The 504-nt window shown below is 57.3% G+C and carries 1 protein-coding gene; it reads right to left on the minus strand.

Going from position 1 to position 504, the window contains the following annotated elements:
• Positions 1–504 (minus strand): GTP-binding protein (locus JHD62_RS23135; protein WP_233161153.1); only part of this gene is annotated, 504 nt, incomplete at both ends.

Raw genomic sequence — 504 nt, forward strand, 5'->3', positions numbered from 1 at the left:
CACGACCGGAGATGGAGAATACGTCTTCGATCGGCAGCAGGAACGGCTTGTCAACAGCACGTTCCGGAGTCGGGATGTAGGAGTCCAGAGCAGCAGCCAGACGGAAGATGGACGGTTCGCCCATTTCGGATTGGTCGCCTTCCAGTGCCAGACGAGCGGAACCGATAACTACCGGAGTGTCGTCGCCCGGGAAGTCGTAGGAAGACAGCAGATCGCGCACTTCCATTTCAACCAGTTCCAGCAGTTCAGCGTCGTCAACCAGGTCAGCCTTGTTCAGGTAAACGATGATGTACGGTACGCCAACCTGACGGGACAGCAGGATGTGTTCGCGGGTTTGCGGCATCGGGCCGTCAGCTGCGGAGCACACCAGGATAGCGCCGTCCATCTGGGCAGCACCGGTAATCATGTTCTTAACGTAGTCGGCGTGACCCGGGCAGTCTACGTGAGCGTAGTGACGGGACTCGGTTTCGTATTCTACGTGTGCGGTATTAATGGTAATACCAC

This window comes from Aquitalea sp. ASV11 (genome assembly GCF_016429185.1).
GTDB classification, from domain to species: Bacteria; Pseudomonadota; Gammaproteobacteria; order Burkholderiales; family Chromobacteriaceae; genus Aquitalea; species Aquitalea pelogenes.